The 17,932-nt window shown below is 68.4% G+C and carries 20 protein-coding genes; 10 read left to right on the forward strand and 10 right to left on the reverse strand.

The genetic code is table 11. The features are described from left to right. Positions 1–130 precede the first annotated feature (130 nt). Positions 131–1,126: a Bug family tripartite tricarboxylate transporter substrate binding protein gene (locus AC07PU_RS07850; RefSeq protein WP_093343468.1), complete on the forward strand. Its 996-nt coding sequence runs from the start codon at positions 131–133 to the stop codon at positions 1,124–1,126. A gap of 6 nt (positions 1,127–1,132) precedes the next feature. On the opposite strand, the gene AC07PU_RS07855 is transcribed toward AC07PU_RS07850, so the two are convergent. Continuing rightward, entirely contained in the window at positions 1,133–1,612 is a 480-nt protein-coding gene (locus AC07PU_RS07855; protein ID WP_203205322.1) for a molybdenum cofactor biosynthesis protein MoaE, read from the reverse strand. Between the two features lie 263 nt (positions 1,613–1,875). Here AC07PU_RS07855 and AC07PU_RS07860 point away from each other — a divergent pair, with 263 nt between their 5' ends. Then, the gene (locus AC07PU_RS07860; RefSeq protein WP_495316602.1) at positions 1,876–2,778 is read left to right on the forward strand and encodes a 4-hydroxy-tetrahydrodipicolinate synthase family protein; all 903 of its coding nucleotides are present in this window, start codon (positions 1,876–1,878) and stop codon (positions 2,776–2,778) included. Here AC07PU_RS07860 and AC07PU_RS07865 read toward each other — a convergent pair. The 7 genes from AC07PU_RS07865 to AC07PU_RS07895 all read right to left on the reverse strand — a co-directional run bounded on the left by AC07PU_RS07865 (position 2,765) and on the right by AC07PU_RS07895 (position 9,950). Further along, the gene (locus AC07PU_RS07865; protein WP_057595854.1) at positions 2,765–3,016 is read right to left on the reverse strand and encodes a MoaD/ThiS family protein; all 252 of its coding nucleotides are present in this window, start codon (positions 3,014–3,016) and stop codon (positions 2,765–2,767) included. The two genes, AC07PU_RS07860 and AC07PU_RS07865, sit on opposite strands and share 14 nt — an antisense overlap. 5 nt (positions 3,017–3,021) lie before the next feature. Next, a complete protein-coding gene (locus AC07PU_RS07870) occupies positions 3,022–4,320 on the reverse strand; it encodes a molybdopterin molybdotransferase MoeA (protein WP_495316604.1) in 1,299 nt (432 codons plus the stop codon). Further along, on the reverse strand, positions 4,313–4,852 hold the full coding sequence (mobB, locus tag AC07PU_RS07875) for a molybdopterin-guanine dinucleotide biosynthesis protein B (RefSeq protein WP_490876450.1): 540 nt from the start codon (positions 4,850–4,852) through the stop codon (positions 4,313–4,315). The genes AC07PU_RS07870 and mobB overlap by 8 nt, the downstream gene beginning before the upstream one ends. An 82-nt stretch (positions 4,853–4,934) precedes the next feature. After that, complete coding sequence (thrC, locus tag AC07PU_RS07880) at positions 4,935–6,350, reverse strand: threonine synthase (protein ID WP_495316607.1); 1,416 nt, start codon at positions 6,348–6,350, stop codon at positions 4,935–4,937. Continuing rightward, positions 6,347–7,669 (reverse strand): homoserine dehydrogenase, encoded by a 1,323-nt coding sequence (locus AC07PU_RS07885; RefSeq protein WP_495316609.1) that lies wholly within the window; start codon positions 7,667–7,669, stop codon positions 6,347–6,349. Before AC07PU_RS07885 ends, thrC begins: the two co-directional genes overlap by 4 nt. A gap of 14 nt (positions 7,670–7,683) precedes the next feature. Next, entirely contained in the window at positions 7,684–8,721 is a 1,038-nt protein-coding gene (locus AC07PU_RS07890; protein ID WP_495316611.1) for a DUF1176 domain-containing protein, read from the reverse strand. Next, positions 8,718–9,950, reverse strand: a complete 1,233-nt coding sequence (locus AC07PU_RS07895; protein WP_093342965.1) for a pyridoxal phosphate-dependent aminotransferase — start codon at positions 9,948–9,950, stop codon at positions 8,718–8,720. The genes AC07PU_RS07890 and AC07PU_RS07895 overlap by 4 nt, the downstream gene beginning before the upstream one ends. Before the next feature lie 133 nt (positions 9,951–10,083). Between AC07PU_RS07895 and AC07PU_RS07900 the strand changes: the two genes are divergently transcribed. From AC07PU_RS07900 to AC07PU_RS07935, 8 genes are all read left to right on the forward strand, one after another. Further along, positions 10,084–10,467 carry an Mth938-like domain-containing protein gene (locus tag AC07PU_RS07900; RefSeq protein ID WP_093342966.1) on the forward strand — a complete coding sequence of 128 codons (384 nt, stop codon included), beginning with the start codon at positions 10,084–10,086 and terminating at the stop codon, positions 10,465–10,467. 199 nt (positions 10,468–10,666) lie between these two features. Further along, the gene (locus AC07PU_RS07905) at positions 10,667–11,143 is read left to right on the forward strand and encodes a peroxiredoxin (protein ID WP_057595862.1); all 477 of its coding nucleotides are present in this window, start codon (positions 10,667–10,669) and stop codon (positions 11,141–11,143) included. A 236-nt stretch (positions 11,144–11,379) separates the two neighbouring features. After that, a complete protein-coding gene (locus tag AC07PU_RS07910) occupies positions 11,380–13,158 on the forward strand; it encodes a PhoH family protein (RefSeq protein WP_495316614.1) in 1,779 nt (592 codons plus the stop codon). Positions 13,159–13,308: 150 nt separating this feature from the next. Then, on the forward strand, positions 13,309–13,680 hold the full coding sequence (locus tag AC07PU_RS07915) for a VOC family protein (RefSeq protein WP_208511180.1): 372 nt from the start codon (positions 13,309–13,311) through the stop codon (positions 13,678–13,680). A gap of 6 nt (positions 13,681–13,686) precedes the next feature. Beyond that, positions 13,687–14,136 carry an EVE domain-containing protein gene (locus tag AC07PU_RS07920; RefSeq protein WP_296791532.1) on the forward strand — a complete coding sequence of 150 codons (450 nt, stop codon included), beginning with the start codon at positions 13,687–13,689 and terminating at the stop codon, positions 14,134–14,136. 38 nt (positions 14,137–14,174) lie between these two features. Next, positions 14,175–14,624: a GyrI-like domain-containing protein gene (locus AC07PU_RS07925; RefSeq protein ID WP_495316617.1), complete on the forward strand. Its 450-nt coding sequence runs from the start codon at positions 14,175–14,177 to the stop codon at positions 14,622–14,624. Further along, positions 14,621–15,103 carry an MGMT family protein gene (locus tag AC07PU_RS07930; protein ID WP_495316619.1) on the forward strand — a complete coding sequence of 161 codons (483 nt, stop codon included), beginning with the start codon at positions 14,621–14,623 and terminating at the stop codon, positions 15,101–15,103. Before AC07PU_RS07925 ends, AC07PU_RS07930 begins: the two co-directional genes overlap by 4 nt. Next, positions 15,103–15,879 (forward strand): helix-turn-helix transcriptional regulator, encoded by a 777-nt coding sequence (locus tag AC07PU_RS07935; RefSeq protein ID WP_495316621.1) that lies wholly within the window; start codon positions 15,103–15,105, stop codon positions 15,877–15,879. The genes AC07PU_RS07930 and AC07PU_RS07935 overlap by 1 nt, the downstream gene beginning before the upstream one ends. A 12-nt stretch (positions 15,880–15,891) precedes the next feature. Here AC07PU_RS07935 and dnaB read toward each other — a convergent pair whose 3' ends face one another. Both dnaB and rplI read right to left on the reverse strand, forming a co-directional pair. Continuing rightward, positions 15,892–17,289: a replicative DNA helicase gene (dnaB, locus tag AC07PU_RS07940; protein ID WP_093342979.1), complete on the reverse strand. Its 1,398-nt coding sequence runs from the start codon at positions 17,287–17,289 to the stop codon at positions 15,892–15,894. Between the two features lie 178 nt (positions 17,290–17,467). Beyond that, entirely contained in the window at positions 17,468–17,920 is a 453-nt protein-coding gene (rplI, locus tag AC07PU_RS07945) for a 50S ribosomal protein L9 (RefSeq protein WP_093342980.1), read from the reverse strand. Positions 17,921–17,932: the final 12 nt, after the last annotated feature.

Below are 17,932 nucleotides of genomic sequence, written 5' to 3' on the forward strand. Positions count from 1 at the left end.
GCATCCAAAATAGGGCTGTTCGGGCACGATTCAAGGTTGCGGGCCGGTCCCGCGTGGCGGGCACGGCTATTGCACGATGCCCGCACCCTTCCGCCCGTAGGCATTTCTCTCTTCTCGAATGGAGTCGATCATGGTTTTTTCAATGCAGCGCGTCCAACCGGTGCGCCGCGCGCTCGGCGTGGGCCTCCTCGCGGCTGCCCTGGGCATGGCCGGGCTGGCACAGGCCCAGAGCGGCACGCCGATCCGCATCCTGGTCGGCTTTCCGGCCGGTGCCGGCACCGACGCGATCGCGCGCACGCTGGGCGAGAAGCTCAAGGACGAGCTCGGCGCGCCGGTGGTGGTCGAGAACCGCGCGGGCGCGGGCGGCCAGATCGCCGCGCAGGTGCTGAAGTCCTCGCCGGCCGACGGCCACACGCTGTTCCTCACGCACGACCACACGATCTCGATCCTGCCGCAGGTGGTCAAGAACCCGGGCTTCAATCCCGCCACCGACTTCGTGCCCGTGGCCGGCTTCGCGACCTTCGCCAACGTGCTCGCGGTGTCGGGCGGCACGCCGGCCAAGAGCATCGACGAGTACGTCAAGTGGGTGCGCACGCAGAAGGGCGGCAAGGAGACCATCGGCATCCCGGCGCCGGCCTCGATCCCCGAGTTCCTCGTGAAGATGATCTCGGACAAGTACAAGATCGACGTGCAGCCCGCGCCCTACCGCGGCAGCGCGCCGATGACGGCCGACATGCTGGGCAACCAGATCACGGCCGGCATCGCCTCGGTGCCCGACTTCATCGAGAACCACAAGGCCGGCAAGCTGCGCATCGTGGCCTCGATTGGCGCCAAGCGCCAAGCGCTGCTGCCCAACGTGCCGACCTTCACCGAGCTGGGCTTCGCGAACCTCGAGGACCTGCCCTACTACGGCATCTTCGCGCCCGTGGGCACGCCCCAGCCGATCATCGACAAGTACGGCGAGGCGCTGCAGAAGGTGCTGGCCATGCCCGACGTGAAGCAGAAGCTCACCACGCTGGGCCTGACGGTCGGCTACGAGCCGCAGGGCCAGTTCGCGGGCCGCGTGCGCAGCTACACGCAGACCTGGGAGCGGATCATCCAGTCGAGCGGCTTCAAGCCGCTGTGAGCGAGCTCAGGCGTTCGACGCGCTGATGCCCCAGCGCGCGAGCGCCGCGTCGTCCGCGACGCGCGCATCGACCCAGCGGGCGCCCTCGGGCGTCTGCTCCTTCTTCCAGAACGGCGCCTGGGTCTTGAGGTAGTCCATCAGGAACTCGCAGGCCTGGAAGCTCTCGCCGCGGTGCGCCGAGGCCACCGCCACCATCATGATCTGCGCGAGCGGCTGCAGCAGGCCCACGCGGTGGATCACACGCACGCCGAGGATGTCGAAGCGTTCGTGTGCTTCGTCGATCATGGCCTCGATCGATTTCTCGGTCATGCCGGGATAGTGCTCGAGCTCCATCGACGCGACATCGGCGCCATCGTTGCGGTCGCGCACGGTGCCGATGAAGCTGCAGACCGCGCCGATGCGCGCGTCGCTCGCGCGCAGGGCGGCGACTTCGGCGCCGAGATCGAAATCGGCCGTCTGGATGGTGACGCGTTGCGGAAATGCCATGTGCAAATTGTGGCACCGCGGCGCTCGCGGCTAAACTCCAGCCCCATGTTCGCCCTGACCGCACGTTCGCCCGCACCTTCGACCGAAGGCACGAACGGCGCGCGCCTGGGCGGCAAAGCCAAAAAACCAAAGCTCGTCTGACCGGAGCTTCGGTTCCGTCGTCGGATGAGCGACGGAACCGGCACAGGCACTGGCCCCGCATGGGTTGCGCGCGCATCGGACGATGGTTCCTTCCATCGGTCGATCGTCGAAAGGACGCCCGCGTGCCCGCCAACCATCCTTCTTCCGCCACCGCCGCTCCCGATTTCTCGGGCCTGTGGATTCCCCTCGTGACCCCGTTTCGCGACGGCGCGCTCGACCATGCGGCGCTGGCCGCGCTCACGCGCCGCCTGGCCGCCGATGGCGTGGCCGGCTTCGTGGTCTGCGGCTCCACCGGCGAGGCCGCGGCGCTCGACGAGGCCGAGCAGCTCGCCGCGCTCGACACGGTGGCCGAGGCCGCGGGCGGCCTGCCGCTGATCATGGGCCTCTCGGGCTACCACCTGGGCAAGACCACGGCCTGGGTGCGCCGGCTCGCGCAGCGCCCGCTCGCGGGCCTGCTGGTGCCGGCGCCGCACTACATCCGACCCTCGCAGGCCGGCCTGCTCGAATGGTTCGGCGCCATCGCCGAGGCCAGCGCCGCGCCGCTGCTGATCTACGACATCCCCTACCGCACCGGCGCCACGATCGCGCGCGACACGCTGCTGGCGCTGGCCGCCAACCCGCGCATCCGCGGCATCAAGGACTGCGGCGGCGACGCGGGCAAGACCCGCGCCGTGATCGCCGATGGCCGGCTGCAGGTGCTCGCGGGCGAGGACGGCCAGATCTTCGGCACCGTGGCCGAGGGCGGCGTGGGCGCGATCGCGGCCAGCGGCCATGTGCAGACGGCGCGCTTCGTGCGGCTGATCACGCTGCTACGCGAGGGCCGGCTGGCCGAGGCGCGCGCGCTGTGGCAGCCGCTGCAGCCGCTGGTCGAGGGCCTGTTCACGGAAGCCAATCCAGGCCCGCTGAAGGCCCTGCTGGCGCACCAGGGCGCGCTGCGCGACGAGCTGCGCTCGCCGATGACGCGCGCCTCGGACGCGCTGCGCGAGCGCCTGGTGGCGCTCGATGCGGCCCTCAGCCGCCCGTGACGGGCGGGAAGAACGCGACCTCGCAGCCTTCGTGCGGGGCCGCGGCCTCGTCGCTCATGGTGTGGTCGAGCGCCATGCGCAGCGCGCGGCCGCGCGCGAGCACCGTGGCGTAGGCGCCGCCGCGCGCGATCAGCTCGTCGCGCAGCGCGGCCAGCGTGGGCGCCGCGGTGTCGATGGTTTCGTCGCTCTTGCCGAGCGCTTCGCGCACCGAGGCGAAATAACGGAGATGGACCTTCATGCGCGTCAGGACAGCAGGGCTGCGAGGGGAATGAACTCGACCGGATCGCCGGCCCGGATGGTCTGGCCCGAGGGGTTGTCGACCAGCCCGTCGCCCCAGACCATCGAGGTCAGCACGCCCGAGCTCTGGTTGCCGAACAGGTCGAGCCCGCCCTGGGCATTGCGGCGCGCGCGCAGAAACTCGCGGCGCTTGTCGGCGCGCGGCCAGTCGAAGTCGGCGCGCATGCGCACCGGCTCGGGCGTGACGCGGCTGGCGCCTTGCAGGGTCAGCAGGAAGGGCCGCACCAGCATCAGGAAGGTCAGGAAGCTCGACACCGGATTGCCGGGCAGCCCGGTGACATGGCAGTGGCCCTGCGCGTCGCCCTGGCCCGAGCGCGGGATGGAGCCGTAGGCGAAGGGCTTGCCCGGCTTCATCGAGAGCGACCACAGCTCGATCTCGCCGAGCGCCTGCAGCGCGGCACGGATGTGGTCCTCCTCGCCGACCGACACGCCGCCGGTGGTGATGATCAGGTCGTTGTGGTCGGCCGCCTCGCGCAGCGCCTCGATGGTGGCCTCGCGCCGGTCGGGCACGATGCCGAGGTCGTGGACCTCGCAGCCCAGCCGGTGCAGCAGCGCGCGCATGAAGAAGCGGTTGGAGTTGTAGATCGCGCCAGGCTTCATCGCCTCGGGCGCGACCTCGCCGGGCATCACGAGCTCGTCGCCGGTAGACAGCAGCGCCACGCGCGGCTTGCGCGCCACCGGCAGCCGGTCGAAGCCGATGCTGGCCGCCAGCCCCAGCGCGGCGGGCGTGAGGCGCTCGCCCTTGCGCAGCACCACGTCGCCGGCCGCCACGTCCTCGCCGGCGCGGCGGATCCACTGGCCGGCCGCGGGCACGATCTCGATGCGCACGCTGCCCAGGCCGCCCTCCTCGGCGATGGCGGCGGTGTCTTCCTGCATCACGACCGCGTCGGCGCCCTCGGGAATCTGCGCGCCGGTGAAGATCCGCGCCGCGGTGCCGGGCAGCAGCGGCGTGCCGACCGTGCCCGCGGGAATGCGCTGCGCCACCTTCAGCAGCGCGCCGGGCGCGGCGCAGTCGGCCACGCGCAGCGCGTAGCCGTCCATCGCGCTGTTGTCGCGCGGCGGCACGGTGAGGCCGGCCACGAGGTCCGCGGCCAGCACGCGGCCGTCGGCATCGAAGGTGCTGACCAGCTCAGACGGCAGTGCCGGCCGGGCCTTGGCGAGCAATTGGGCGATCGCGTCGTCGAGCGGCAGCAGCGGCGGCCGGCGCGAGGAGGCGGCGAAGGGAACAACGGGAGAGTCAGCCATGGTGCTCGGGGTTGTAGTCGAAGCGCTCGCCGCTGTCGATCAGCCAGCGCGCGATGGCCTCGGCGTCGTCGAGGTCGAACACGGGCCGCTCGGTCGGAACCGGCAGGCTGGCGTTGGCGGCGATCGCGACGACGAAGGGATCTTCGGGATAGAGCGAGGGCCGCGGATCCTCGCCCTCGCCGGACGGGCGCCAGACCTCGATCTTGAGCAGGTCGCTGTGGCGGAAGCCCTCGACCAGCACCCAGTCGGCGCCGCTGTAGAGCTCGGCGATCAGCTGGTGCACGTCGAGATCGACCGGGGTCTCGAACTCGCGCATCAGCGCCAGCCGCCGGTCGGAGGCGACCACCACCTCGAAGGCACCGGCCTCGCGGTGGCGCCAGGTGTCCTTGCCCGGATGGTCGATGTCGAACTTGTGGTGCGCGTGCTTGACCACCGAGACGCGCAGTCCGGCGCGCTTGAGCACGGGAATCAGCCGCTCGACCAGCGTGGTCTTGCCGGCGCCCGAGTAACCGGCGAAGCCGACCACTTTCATCCGATGTCTCCGATGCTATTCAGGGGATAGCTTTGAATGCCAATCGGGGGCGGCCGCCCGGCCACCCCTTGGTGTCGATCGCTCAGTCGCAGTGTTCCGCGATGTAGGCCTTGACCGCTTCGGCATCGGCCGGCAGCTTGACCACGCGCTTGGGCAGCGCCTCGATGCCCTCGAACTTCGCGGGCCGCGCGGGTTCCTCGCCCAGGGCCTCGACCAGCGTGGCCGCGAACTTGATCGGCAGCGCGGTCTCGAGCACCACCATCGGCACGCCCGGCGCCAGGTGCGCGCGCGCGGCCTTGAGGCCGTCGGCGGTGTGCGGGTCGACCAGGGTGGCGAAGCGCTTCTCGGTGTCGCGGATGGTGGCGAGGCGGTCGGCGTGCGTGCTGCGGCCGCTGCGGAAGCCGAAGCGCGACGCGGCCTGCGCGAAGGCGGGATCGGCGCTCAGGTCGAAGAAGCCCTGGAGGCCCAGGTCGTCGACGAACAGGCGGCGCAGCTTGCCGCTGTCGCGGCCGACCAGGTCGAACACGAAGCGTTCGAAGTTGCTGGCCTTGCTGATGTCCATCGACGGGCTCGAGGTCTCGTGCGTGTCGGCGGCGCCGCGCACGCGGTAGACGCCGGTGCGGAAGAACTCGTCGAGCACGTCGTTCTCGTTGGTGGCGGCCACCAGCGTGTGGATCGGCAGGCCCATCATGCGCGCCACGTGGCCGGCGCAGATGTTGCCGAAGTTGCCCGAGGGCACGGTGAAGCTCACCGGCTGCTCGTCATTCGCCGTGGCCTGGAAGTAGCCGGCGAAGTAGTAGACCACCTGCGCCAGCAGCCGCGCCCAGTTGATCGAGTTGACGGTGCCGATGCGGTACTTGCGCTTGAAGGCGAGGTCGTTCGAGACCGCCTTCACGATGTCCTGGCAGTCGTCGAACACGCCCGCGATGGCGATGTTGTGGATGTTCTCGTCCTGCAGGCTGAACATCTGCGCCTGCTGGAACGGGCTCATGCGGCCGTCGGGCGAGGTCATGAAGACGCGCACGCCCTTCTTGCCGCGCATGGCGTACTCGGCCGCGCTGCCGGTGTCGCCGCTGGTGGCGCCCAGGATGTTGAGCTCGGCGCCGCGGCGGGCCAGTTCGTACTCGAACAGGTTGCCCAGCAGCTGCATCGCCATGTCCTTGAAGGCCAGCGTGGGGCCGTTGGACAGGGCTTCGAGGTAGACGCCGTCTTCGAGCTCGCGCAGCGGCACGATCTCCTCGGAGCCGAAGACCTCGGCGGTGTAGGTCTTCGCGCAGAGCGCCTTCAGGTCGGCCGGCGGGATGTCGTCGATGTAGAGCGACAGGATCTCGAAGGCCAGCTCGGCATAGGACAGCGAACGCCACTTCGCGAGCGTGGCGGCATCGACCTGCGGATAGCGCTCGGGCAGGTAGAGGCCGCCGTCGGGCGCGAGGCCCTCGAGCAGGATTTCGCAGAAGCGCTTGCGGTCGGGATGGCCGCGGGTGCTCAGGTAGTTCACTTCAACTCTTCCTTGCGGATGCGCACGATGGGCTCGAGCACGGTCGGCAGCGCCTGCAGCTCGGCCATGACTTCGTCGACCGTGCCTTCGCGCGCGTCGTGCGTGAGGATGATCAGGTCGGTCTGGGTCGAGCCCTCGCCGCCGACCTCGTCGGCTTCGCGCTGCAGCACGGCGTCGATGCTGATGCCGGCGGTCGCGAGCAGGCCCGTGACCTTGGCCAGCACGCCGGCCTGGTCGGCCACGCGCAGGCGCAGGTAGTAGCTGGTGACCACCTCGGCCATCGGCAGCACCTGCAGGTCGCTCAGCGCATCGGGATGGAAGGCCAGGTGCGGCACGCGGTGCGCGGCATCGGCCGTGTGCAGGCGCGTGATGTCGACCAGGTCGGCGATCACCGCGCTGGCGGTGGGCTCGCTGCCCGCGCCCTTGCCGTAGTAGAGCGTGGTGCCGACGGCGTCGCCATGCACCACCACGGCGTTCATCGCGCCCTCGACGTTGGCCAGCAGGCGCTTGCTCGGCACCAGCGAGGGATGCACGCGCAGCTCGATGCCCTTGGCGGTGCGCTTGGTGACGCCCAGCAGCTTGATGCGGTAGCCGAGCTGCTCGGCGTACTTGATGTCCTGCGCGGCCAGCTTGGTGATGCCCTCGATGTGGGCCTTGTCGAACTGCACCGGGATGCCGAAGGCCAGCGCGCTCATCAGCGTGACCTTGTGGCCGGCGTCGACGCCCTCGATGTCGAAGGTGGGATCGGCTTCGGCGTAGCCCAGGCGCTGCGCCTCCTTGAGCACGGTTGCGAAGTCCAGGCCCTTGTCGCGCATCTCCGAGAGGATGAAGTTGGTGGTGCCGTTGATGATGCCGGCCAGCCACTGGATGCTGTTGGCCGTGAGGCCTTCGCGCAGCGCCTTGATGATCGGGATGCCGCCGGCCACCGCGGCCTCGAAGGCCACCATTACGCCCCTGGCATGCGCGGCCGCGAAGATCTCGGTGCCGTGCACCGCGAGCAGCGCCTTGTTGGCCGTGACCACCTGCTTGCCGGCCGCGATGGCCTCGAGCACGAGTTGCTTGGCGATGCCGTAGCCGCCGATCAGCTCGATCACGATGTCGATGTCGGGGTTGGCGATGACCTCGCGCGCGTCGCCGACCACCTTGACGCCGTCGCCGGCCACTTCGCGGGCGCGCGCGGTGTCGAGGTCGGCCACCATGGTGATCTCGATGCCGCGGCCGGCGCGGCGCTTGATTTCCTCCTGGTTGCGCTGGAGCACCTTGAAGGTGCCGCTGCCGACCGTTCCTGCGCCGAGCAGGCCTACTTGGATGGGTTTCATGGGGAGAGTCGCGTTCATGGTTTGGATGGGGTGGTGGACGGCGCGGCGCTCACGACGCGGCTGACGTAGCGCGGCAGCGACCAGGCGCCACCGGCGAAGCCGCGGCACATCTGGTCGCTCTCGGCGGCCGTGCGCACGAAGCCCTGGCCGTCGAAATGCCAGGTCTCGCTGGACCAGCAGTCGCCGATGCCGCGGCCCTTGAAGCTGGAAGTGATGCTGGCGTCCTTGTCGTCGTACTCGCCGTTGGCCTCGAGCGCGACCGGCGCATAGGGCGGCTTGTCGTTGGCGAGCCATTGCAGGCTGGAGTAGTTGTAGGCCCCCATGCCGCAGCCCAGCGACAACAGCATTCTGGTGCCGGTGAGGCGATGCACCTCGAGCGACTTCGGGTCGACCTTCTCGCTGTTGTTGCAGTACTCGATGGCCTTCTTGAGGTCGAGCGAGGGGAAGATGCGCGCGGCCAGGGCGTCGTCGCCGGGCTTCGGCTTCGCGGGCTGGACCGCGCGCACGACGGGCGCGGGCACGGCCGCCGGCACCGTCGATTCGGCCTTGCCGCCGGGGCGCACCAGCGCGCCGGGGGTGTCGATGCGGCCCTGGGCCTCGTCCATCTTGAGCAGCACGGCATTCAGGCCCGAGAGCGAGAGCTGCCATTCGCGGCCGCCGCCGGCCGTGAGCTTGGCGCTGTCGGCCTTGAGCAGCTCGGGCAGCACGGTGCGGATCTGGGCGGCATCGAGGCTCAGGGCATCGTTCTTCAGGCCCGGCACCACGGCCTTGCCGACCGTCAGGCGCAACGGGCCCTTGACGTCCTCGGTGCCGATCTGCAGGTCGATCTCGAGCGCGGTGCCCGGCCCGGCGGCACGCGTGATGCGCATCGAGACCGGCTCGTTGGCGCCGGTTTCGGACTGGTAGCCGGCCGCGCGGCAGGTGCGCGTGTTGTCGCAGGCCAGTTCCCAGTCGTTGTGCGTGAAGGACACCGGCGCCTTGGCGGCAGGCCCGGCGGCCGAGGCGGACAACGCGGCGAGCGACAGGGCCGCGGCGGCGCAGGCGGCTTTCATGACTCCGTCTTGCGGCGCAGGCGGTACTGCTCCAGGAACTTCGCGATGCGATTGATGGCTTCGCGCAGGTCGTCCTCGTGGGGCAGGAACACGATCCGGAAGTGGTCGGGCGTGGCCCAGTTGAAGCCGGTGCCCTGTACCAGCATCACGCGGGTTTCCTTCAGCAGCTCGAGGAAGAACTGGCGGTCGTCCTCGATCGGGTAGACCTTCGGATCGAGCTTCGGGAACATGTAGAGCGCGGCGCTGGGCTTGACGCAGCTCACGCCGGGGATCGCGGTGATCAGCTCGTAGGCCAGGTCGCGCTGGCGGCGCAGCCGGCCACCCTCACCCACCAGTTCGTTGATGCTCTGGTAGCCGCCGAGCGCGGTCTGGATCGCCCACTGGCCGGGCACGTTGGCGCACAGCCGCATGTTCGAGAGCATGTTCAGTCCCTCGATGTAGTCGCGCGCGGCGCGCTTGTCGCCCGACACCACGAGCCAGCCGGCGCGGTAGCCGCAGGAACGGTAGCTCTTGGACAGCGAATTGAAGGTCAGCGTCAGCACGTCGCTCGACAGGCTGGCGATCGCCGTGTGCTTCACGTCGTCGTAGAGCACCTTGTCGTAGACCTCGTCGGCGAAGATCACGAGGCCGTGTTCGCGCGCGATCTCGACGATGCTCTTGAGCAGCGCGTCGGAATACAGCGCGCCGGTCGGGTTGTTCGGGTTGATGACCACGATGCCCTTGGTGCGCGGCGTGATCTTGGCGCGGATGTCCGCCAGATTGGGCATCCAGCCGTTGTCCTCGTCGCACAGGTAGTGCACCGGCGTGCCGCCCGACAGGCTCGTGGAGGCGGTCCACAACGGATAGTCGGGCGCCGGCAGCAGCAGCTCGTCGCCATCGTTGAGCAGCGCATTGGTGGACATGGCGATCAGCTCGCTGGCGCCGTTGCCCAGGTAGATGTCGTCGAGGGTCACGCCCGCGATGCCCTGCTTCTGCGTCTCGTGCATCACCGCCTTGCGCGCGGCGAAGACGCCCTTGCTGTCCGAGTAACCGGCCGAGGTGGGCAGGTTGCGGATCATGTCCTGCTGGATTTCCTCGGGCGCATCGAAGCCGAACACGGCGAGATTGCCGATGTTGAGCTTGATGATCTTCTGGCCGTCCTCCTCCATCTGCTTCGCCGCGTCCATGATCGGACCGCGAATGTCATAGAGCACGTTGGCCAGCTTGGCCGATTTCTTGAGCTGCTTCAAAGGGCCCTCCCGGGCGCGGTTCATGCAAGAAAGTGTGAAGACTGCGTGGATCGCCGCGCGGCCCGCAAAGGCCCTGGCGAGCCTCGTGTCACTAGGGAAAACCTATAATTTGACCACAGTTCCCAGTGCCCCGATGAAGCTCCAGCCCGACAAATCCGACACCCAGACCCTCACCGCGCACGGCCCGGGCTGGGTCGCCATCAACAACGAAAAGGTCGAGGGCAGCGTGGTCGTCGGCTCGCGCGGCGAGCGCTTCGAATGGAACTGCAGCCGCTTCGAGGACCTGGGCCCCGAGCACTTCGCCCAACTGGCCGCGCTGGGCGCCGAACTGGTCATTTTCGGCAGCGGCGCGCGCATCCGCTTCCCGCAGCCCGCGTGGCTCAAACCCCTGATGGCCCAGCGCACCGGCGTGGAGACCATGGACACCCCCGCGGCCTGCCGCACCTACAACATCCTGGCCGGCGAAGGCCGGCACGTGGTCGCGGCCCTGCTGGTCGAGCGGCCCCAGGGTGGCTGAGAGAGGGGTTTTCGGGGTAAAATCTCGGGTTGCGAACCGCCTGGCGCGCTCCTTTTGGGGGCCACCGGGCACCCAGAGTTAGCAACGACCAATCTTCCATCAACCGAGGACCCGAGATTTTGGCGAGTGGCACCGAAAGGCGCTTCAGCTCGACACAGGCAGGCTCGGGCAGTGGAAACAAACGGAGAAAACAAGTTTCATGGCGATCGTTGTCAACAAACCCATTCCCGAATTCGACGCCAACGCCACCGGTGGCCTCAAGGTTTCGAATACTTCGCACCTCGGCCATGTCCTGGTCCTGTATTTTTACCCGAAAGATAACACTCCGGGGTGCACGACCGAAGCCATGCAATTCCGCGATCGCTACAAGGACTTCGAAAAAGCCGGCGCCACGGTGTTCGGCGTCTCGCGCGACAACATGAAGTCGCACGACGAATTCAAGGCCAAGCTCGAGCTGCCGTTCGAACTGATCGCCGACACGGAAGAGAAGATGTGCCACATGTTCGGCGTGGTCAAGAACAAGATCATGTACGGCAAGAAGGTCAAGGGCATCGAGCGCAGCACCTTCCTGATCGGCGCCGACGGCATCCTGAAGGCCGAATGGCGTGGCCTCAAGGTGCCGGGCCACGTCGACGAAGTCCTCAAGGCCGTCAAGACCCTGAAGAAGCCGGCCTGAAGCCACCGAGTCCGCCCGGTCGAAGGTTTCACCCGCGTGTCAGGCGTGCGCAATTGCGCTTTCGCGTGGGGAATGTCCAACGAACGGCGTAAAGTGGTCCTGACGCCCCAGAGGCGGTGTGCATAATGGCCGCATGCTGTTGAGCTCCACGACCGCATCCTCCGAACAAAGCCGCCTGGGTCTTCAGGCGGCTTTTTCGTTTTCTGGTTCCCACCTTTTTGCGAGCGACCTGACACATGCCATTGCCCCCCGCCCCCACGAAACGTGCCGCACTGCTTTCTCCGGACGCGATTGACGCGCCCGCCCGTTCTTCGCACAGGGGGTCCCGCCGGTCCGGCGATGCACGCGCCGACGCCGAGGCGCCGAGCGGACCGCAAGCGCTGGAACTGTTCGACCGGCATTCGGCCGAAGTCCCCGGCGGCGGCCTCGAAGCCCCGCCGGCACCGGCCGCCCGCCCCCGCCGCAAGCCCCGCTCGACACCCGCGCCCACCCCGGCGCCACAACAGCAGCAGGCCCTGACCCGTTCGGCGCCGGCCGAAGCCCCGCGTGCCGAGGCGCCCGCGCCGCAGCCGGCACCGAAGCCTAAGCGCAGCCGCTCGAGCGGCCCCGCCAAGCTCTTCGTGCTCGACACCAACGTGCTGCTGCACGATCCGATGTGCCTGTTCCGCTTCGAGGAACACGACATCTACCTGCCGATGATCGTGCTCGAGGAGCTCGACGGCCACAAGAAGGGCACGACCGAGGTCGCGCGCAACGGCCGCCAGACCAGCCGCACGCTCGATGCCCTGGCCGCCGCGCAGGACGCCGACATCGCCAAGGGCCTGAAGCTCGACACCACCGGCCATCGCGAGGCCGGCGGCAAGCTGTTCTTCCAGACCGAGCCGCTCGACTACGCGCTGCCGCTGAGCCTGCCCCAGGGCAAGGCCGACAACCAGATCCTCGGCGTGGTGCACGCGCTGCGCGACCTCTACGCCAAGGAGGCGCCCGACCGCGCCAGGCGCGAGGTGGTGCTGGTGTCGAAGGACATCAACATGCGCGTCAAGGCGCGCGCGCTGGGCCTGGACGCCGAGGACTACCAGAACGACAAGACGCTGGAAGACGGCGACCTGCTCTATTCGGGCTCGCTCGCCCTGCCGCCCGACTTCTGGACCCGCCAGAGCAAGACGGTGGAGAGCTGGCAAAGCGGCAGCAGCACCTTCTACCGCATCAGCGGCCCGATCGTGCCCAACCTCTACATCAACCAGTTCGTGTTCTTCGAGGCGCCCGGCGAGCCGAGCATGTATGCGCGCGTCACCGAGATCCGCGAGAAGACCGCGGTGCTCAAGACGCTCAAGGACTACAGCTCGGGCAAGAACGCGGTGTGGGGCGTGAACACGCGCAACCGCGAGCAGAACTTCGCGATGAACCTGCTGATGGATCCGGAGATCGACTTCGTCACGCTGACCGGCACGGCCGGCACCGGCAAGACGCTGATGGCGCTGGCCTCGGGCCTCACGCAGGTGCTCGACGACCGCCGCTACACCGAGATCATCATGACCCGCGCCACCGTGAGCGTCGGCGAGGACATCGGCTTCCTGCCCGGCACCGAGGAAGAGAAGATGGGCCCCTGGATGGGCGCGCTCGACGACAACCTCGAGTTCCTGGCCAAGGGCGACGGCGGCGGTGCCGGCGAATGGGGCCGCGCGGCCACCAACGAGCTGATCCGCAGCCGCATCAAGGTCAAGAGCATGAACTTCATGCGCGGGCGCACCTTCCTCAACAAGTACGTGATCATCGACGAGGCGCAGAACCTCACGCCCAAGCAGATGAAGACGCTGATCACGCGCGCGGGTCCGGGCACCAAGATCATCTGCATGGGCAACCTCGCGCAGATCGACACGCCCTACCTCACCGAAGGCTCCTCGGGCCTGACCTTCGCGGTCGACAAGTTCAAGGGCTGGCCGCACGGCGGGCACATCACGCTGGCGCGCGGCGAACGCTCGCGACTGGCCGATTTCGCGAGCGACGTGCTCTAAGACACCGCCTCGCCGGCCCCGAGCCCGCGCCCGCTCCCCGGAGCAGCGCGGGCTTTTCTTCGTCGCGCGATGACAGGCTCCTGACAAGACGTTGTCAGGAGCCGGTCCGCACCATCGAGGCTCTTCATCACCAACGAAAGAGAGCCCTTCATGTCCAAGACCATCAGCTGGTTCGAGATCCCCGTCGCCGACCTGGACCGTGCCCAGGCCTTCTACGAAACCGTGCTCGGCCGCAAGCTGCGCCGCGAGACCCTGGGCGGCGACCCCTTGGCCGTGTTCCCCTACGACGATCCCGCGACCGGCGGCGCCCTGCAAGCCGGCGCGAAGGGCGCGGCGAAGGCGGGCACCGGCATCCGCATCTACCTCGACTGCGCACCCAGCATCGACGCCGTGCTGTCGCGCATCGAGGCGGCCGGCGGGCAGATCGTGGCGCCCAAGTCGGCGCTGCCGCCCGGCATGGGCTTCATTGCCCATCTACGCGACACCGAAGGCAACGAAGTCGGCCTGCACGCCCTCGCCTGAAGCGCCATGCCGCAGCGCAACTGGATTGCAGTCGCGAGCGCCGAGCATGCCCGGCGCGGGCGCGACCACCGACCGCAGGGCTTCATGCAGACCTGCCACGGCAAACCGGGCCCGCTCCGGCGGGTCGCCGCGGGCGACCGCGTGGCCTACTACTCGCCGGCCACGGTGTTCGGCGGCACCGACAGGCTGCAGAGCTTCGTGTCGATCGGCATCGTGCAGCCTGGCGAGGTCTACGAATTCGACATGGGTGGCGGCTTCGTGCCCTGGCGCCGCGACGTGCGCTATGCCGTCGCGCACGAGACACCGATCGCACCGATGATCGAGCGCCTCGCCTTCATCGAGAACCCGAAGCAATGGGGCTACAAGTTCCGCTTCGGCCTGTTCGACATCGGCGATGCCGACATGGCCTTGATCGCGCGCTGCATGAAGGCCGACCTGAAGACACTGGCGCTTTGAACCAGACAACCCGAACACCTCCGCAGGAGAAGATCCCCATGGAACCCGTGCGACTACATCACGACGCCTTCGCGGTCGCAGGCCTCACGGTCCGCACCACCAACCGCGAAGAGAACGACCCCGCGACCGCCCGCATCGGCGCGCTGTGGGGGCGCTTCTTCGGCGAACAGACCTACGAAGCGACGCCGCATCGCACGGGCGACACGCGCATCTTCGGCGTCTATTCCGCCTATGAATCCGATGCCCACGGCCCCTTCGACCTGACGGTGGGCGTGGCCGTCTCGGGCGGCGCGGACGGCGTGGCCATCGAGGCCGGCGACTACCTGGTCTTCGACGGCCAGGGCGAGATGCCGCAAATGGTGATCGCCACCTGGCAGCGCATCTGGCAGTATTTCGAGGCGCACCCGGACATCGCGCGCCGCTACCGCAGCGATTTCGAAGCCTACGACGGGCCGGACAAGGTGGCGATCCACATCGGAGTTTCATGAGCCCCCCGAAGCGCTGGCGCGACCGACTGGCCAGCTACCCCCACCTGCCGAGCGTCAAGCCGATCCCCGACGCGCTGCGCGCGCGGCGCGGCGAAGGCACCATCGCCACTCCCTCGCCGGCCGAGGTCGAGGCGGCGATGCGCGATGTGCCCGAAGGGCGGCTCGCCACGGTCTTCGGCATCGGCGAGGACATCGCGGCACGGCACCAGGCCAGCATCGGCTGCACCGTGACCACGGCGATCTTCGCGCGCATGGTGGCCCACGCGGTGGAGGAATCGGCCGGCGGCAAGGGGACGGCGCGCGATGCCGCCGTGCCCTGGTGGCGCACGCTCAAGAGCGGCGGCGAACTCAATGCGAACTACCCCGGCGGCATCGAGGCGCAGATGTCGCGGCTCGAGGCCGAGGGCCACACCGTGGTGCAGCGCGGCAAGCGCTACTTCGTCGAAGACTTCGCGAAGAAGCTGGCGGGAGCGCGCTGATGCGCCGTGCCGATCGCCTGTTCCAGATCGTCCAGCTGATCCGCGGCCGGCGCCTGACCACGGCCGCCTTCCTGGCCGAACGGCTCGAGGTCTCGGAGCGCACGGTCTACCGCGACATCGCCGACCTGCAGCACCAGGGCGTGCCGATCGAGGGCGAGGCCGGCGTGGGCTACCGGCTCGGCGCGGGTTTCGAACTGCCGCCGCTGATGTTCACGCAGGACGAGGCCTCGGCGCTGGTGGCCGCGGCCCGGCTCGCGCAGAGCTGGGTCGATCCGGCGATGGCGCGCGATATCGAGACCGGACTCGGCAAGATCCTCTCGGTGCTGCCGCCCTCGGCGCGCGTGTCGGCCGAGGCACTGGCGCTCTACGCACCCGCGCTGGGCCTCAGCGACCTGCTGCGCGAACGCCTGCAGACGCTGCGCGAAGCGGTGCAGTCGCACCACAAGCTGCACTTGGTCTACCGCGACGTGGCGGGCGAGCCCAGCGAACGCACGGTGCGGCCGCTGGGCTGCTTCTACTGGGGCAAGGTCTGGACGCTGTCGACCTGGTGCGAGCTGCGCGAGGACTTCCGCGGCTTTCGCATCGACCGCATCGACGCGGTCGAGGTGCTGGCCGAGCGCTTTCGCGACGAGCCCGGCAAGACCATGGCGGACATGCTGCGGCAGGTGAAGACCGAGGCCGCCGAGGCCAAGCGGCTGCAGAAGAGCTGGCCCGAGGGCGCTCCTACCGCATCCGATGCGGGTGTCGCGCTCGCGCGCTCCACCGAGCCGCGTTGAGGGGGCGCGAACTCAGAAGTCGTCGCTGCCCATCGCCATGTTCTCGAACTTGGTGAGGGGCTTCAGGAAGGCCAGCTTGACGGTACCCGTCGGGCCGTTCCGGTGCTTGCTGATGATCACCTCGGCCACGCCCGGCTCCTTCGACTCCTTGTTGTAGTAGTCGTCGCGGTAGATGAACATGATGATGTCCGCGTCCTGCTCGATGGCACCCGATTCGCGCAGGTCGCTCATCATCGGGCGCTTGTCGGTGCGGCTCTCGACGCCGCGGCTGAGCTGCGACAGCGCGATCACCGGGCACTTGAGTTCCTTGGCCAGCATCTTCAGGCCGCGCGAGATTTCGCCCACGGCCGTGGCCCGGTTCTCGTCGCCCGACATGCTGGTCGACATCAGCTGCAGGTAGTCGACCACGATCAGGCCGAGGCGGCCGTACTGGCGTGCCAGCCGGCGCGCATTGGCGCGCAGTTCGCTGGTCGACAGGCCCGGGGTCTCGTCGATGTGCAGTGACACGGTGCGCAGCTTCTCGATGGCCTCGGTCAGGCGCGGCCATTCCTCGTCGGTGAGCTTGCCGGTGCGCAGGTGGCCCTGGTCGATGCGGCCGATCGAGCCGACGATACGCACCGCGAGCTGCGAGGCACCCATTTCCATCGAGAACACCGCCACCGGCAGCCCCTCGTTGAGCGCCACGTGCTCGGCGATGTTGATCGCCAGCGAGGTCTTCCCCATCGACGGACGCGCGGCCAGCACGATCATGTCGCCGGGCTGCAGGCCCGAGGTCATCTTGTCGAACTCGTAGAAGCCGGTGCGAACACCCGTGATGTCGTTCGGGTTGTCGGCCATCTCGGTCACGCGGTCCAGCAACTCGACCACCAGGGCATCCATGCTCTGGAAGCCCTGCTTCATCCGCGTGCCTTCCTCGCCGATGTTGAAGATCTTCTGCTCGGCCTCGTCGAGGATCTTGTCGACCGTCTTGCCCTGCGGATTGAAGGCGTTGGTCGCGATCTCGTCGCTGGCCGAGACCAGCTTGCGCAGGATCGAGCGCTCGCGAACGATCTCGGCGTAGCGGCGGATGTTGCTTGCGCTCGGCACGTACTGCGCGAGCGAGTTCAGGTAGACCAGCCCGCCGCTCTCGTCGGCCTTGCCGAGCGTCTGCAGCTGCTCGTAGACCGTGATCACGTCGGCGGGCTTGCTGCCGTTGATCAGGCCGCCGATGGCGGCAAAGATCAGTTTGTGCTCATGGCGGTAGAAGTCGCCGTCGACCAGCAGGTCGCCCATGCGGTCCCAGGCCGTGTTGTCGAGCAGCAAGCCGCCCAGCACGCTCGATTCGGCCTCGATCGAGTGCGGCGGAATACGCAGCTGCGCGACCTGGCGGTCGGAGGGATCGTTGTCGGCGTAGGAGAAGACGGCGGCCATGGGCTTCCTTGCAACCCTCCATGCTAGCCCGCGCACCCCGCGGCGTCACGTGGACAAGGTTGTGAATAACAGGTGAACTTCCGGTGCAGCGGGCGGGACAACTTCCGCCGGCAGGCACAAAAAACAAAAGCCGCCCGAAGGCGGCTTCTGGCAGCGCATCTAGGACGCGCCGGAACGATCAGGCGGTTTCGCCGTAGACCGTCACGTTGATGTCGACCACCACGTCGGTGTGCAGCGAGACGCTGACGGTGGTGTCGCCCACGGTCTTGATCGGGCCGTTCGGCAGGCGAACCTGCGACTTCGCGACCTTGTAGCCTTGCTTGCCCAGCTCCTCAGCGATGTCGCTGTTGGTGACCGAGCCGAACAGGCGGCCGTCGACGCCAGCCTTCTGCGTCAGCTTGACGGTCGTGCCGCCGAGCTTTTCGCCCTGGGCTTGCGACTCGGCCAGCTTGGCAGCGGCTGCCTTTTCGAGTTCGGCGCGCTTGGCTTCGAACTCGGCCTTGTTGGCGGCGGTGGCGCGGCGGGCGCGGCCCGACGGGATCAGGAAGTTGCGGGCGTAACCGTCCTTGACCTTGACGATTTCACCGAGGGTGCCGAGGTTGACGACCTTGTCCAGAAGAATGACTTGCATGCTGTGTCTCCT

The organism is Variovorax sp. GW821-FHT10D07, assembly GCF_059415325.1.

Coding starts and splice junctions, on each gene's coding strand:
- AC07PU_RS07925 (WP_495316617.1), top strand. CDS start 14,175: ATGGAACCCGTGCGACTACATCACGACGCCTTCGCGGTCGCAGGCCTC.
- AC07PU_RS07855 (WP_203205322.1), bottom strand. CDS start 1,612: ATGGCATTTCCGCAACGCGTCACCATCCAGACGGCCGATTTCGATCTC.
- AC07PU_RS07935 (WP_495316621.1), top strand. CDS start 15,103: ATGCGCCGTGCCGATCGCCTGTTCCAGATCGTCCAGCTGATCCGCGGC.
- AC07PU_RS07850 (WP_093343468.1), top strand. CDS start 131: ATGGTTTTTTCAATGCAGCGCGTCCAACCGGTGCGCCGCGCGCTCGGC.
- AC07PU_RS07905 (WP_057595862.1), top strand. CDS start 10,667: ATGGCGATCGTTGTCAACAAACCCATTCCCGAATTCGACGCCAACGCC.
- AC07PU_RS07910 (WP_495316614.1), top strand. CDS start 11,380: ATGCCATTGCCCCCCGCCCCCACGAAACGTGCCGCACTGCTTTCTCCG.
- AC07PU_RS07870 (WP_495316604.1), bottom strand. CDS start 4,320: ATGGCTGACTCTCCCGTTGTTCCCTTCGCCGCCTCCTCGCGCCGGCCG.
- AC07PU_RS07930 (WP_495316619.1), top strand. CDS start 14,621: ATGAGCCCCCCGAAGCGCTGGCGCGACCGACTGGCCAGCTACCCCCAC.
- AC07PU_RS07890 (WP_495316611.1), bottom strand. CDS start 8,721: ATGAAAGCCGCCTGCGCCGCCGCGGCCCTGTCGCTCGCCGCGTTGTCC.
- mobB (WP_490876450.1), bottom strand. CDS start 4,852: ATGAAAGTGGTCGGCTTCGCCGGTTACTCGGGCGCCGGCAAGACCACG.
- AC07PU_RS07915 (WP_208511180.1), top strand. CDS start 13,309: ATGTCCAAGACCATCAGCTGGTTCGAGATCCCCGTCGCCGACCTGGAC.
- AC07PU_RS07920 (WP_296791532.1), top strand. CDS start 13,687: ATGCCGCAGCGCAACTGGATTGCAGTCGCGAGCGCCGAGCATGCCCGG.
- AC07PU_RS07885 (WP_495316609.1), bottom strand. CDS start 7,669: ATGAAACCCATCCAAGTAGGCCTGCTCGGCGCAGGAACGGTCGGCAGC.
- rplI (WP_093342980.1), bottom strand. CDS start 17,920: ATGCAAGTCATTCTTCTGGACAAGGTCGTCAACCTCGGCACCCTCGGT.
- dnaB (WP_093342979.1), bottom strand. CDS start 17,289: ATGGCCGCCGTCTTCTCCTACGCCGACAACGATCCCTCCGACCGCCAG.
- AC07PU_RS07900 (WP_093342966.1), top strand. CDS start 10,084: ATGAAGCTCCAGCCCGACAAATCCGACACCCAGACCCTCACCGCGCAC.
- AC07PU_RS07865 (WP_057595854.1), bottom strand. CDS start 3,016: ATGAAGGTCCATCTCCGTTATTTCGCCTCGGTGCGCGAAGCGCTCGGC.